The organism is Neisseria sp. P0008.S010, from assembly GCF_051962715.1.
Lineage (GTDB): Bacteria > Pseudomonadota > Gammaproteobacteria > Burkholderiales > Neisseriaceae > Neisseria > Neisseria elongata.
This window is the reverse complement of the sequence record NZ_JBQCVA010000251.1, coordinates 1-286: the sequence shown is the minus strand read 5'-3', so window position 1 is coordinate 286 and position 286 is coordinate 1. Positions and strand designations below refer to the sequence as shown.

At 39.5% G+C, this 286-nt stretch carries 2 pseudogenes; one reads left to right on the top strand and one right to left on the bottom strand.

Features of this window, described 5'->3' with window-relative positions:
* Window positions 1–109 (top strand): annotated as a pseudogene (locus ACTHSL_RS13455) (IS1595 family transposase); the annotation flags it as partial.
* Here ACTHSL_RS13455 and ACTHSL_RS13450 read toward each other — a convergent pair.
* Window positions 107–225: pseudogene (locus ACTHSL_RS13450) on the bottom strand (IS5/IS1182 family transposase); the annotation flags it as partial. The pseudogenes ACTHSL_RS13455 and ACTHSL_RS13450 sit on opposite strands and share 3 nt — an antisense overlap.
* Window positions 226–286 lie beyond the last annotated feature (61 nt).

The following is a 286-nucleotide window of genomic DNA, read 5'->3' as shown; positions in this document are numbered from 1 at the left end:
GCTGCGCCAAGCATCGCTTGGTGCAATTTAACAGGTGCCGGAACATACGTTTTACCTGCATTTAAAAGAAACAGGGGTCTGCTTCAATCACAGGCATGATGATTTATAGTGAATTAAATTTAAACCAGTACAGCGTTGGCTCGCCTTGCCGTACTATTTGTACTGTCTGCAGCTCGTCGCCTTGTCCTGATTTAAATTTAAATCACTATATGAGACCTTTGCAATAACATAAGTTATTAAAATTTTATGCTCAACACCATTTTCAAAATGAGGAACCTCCCTGATT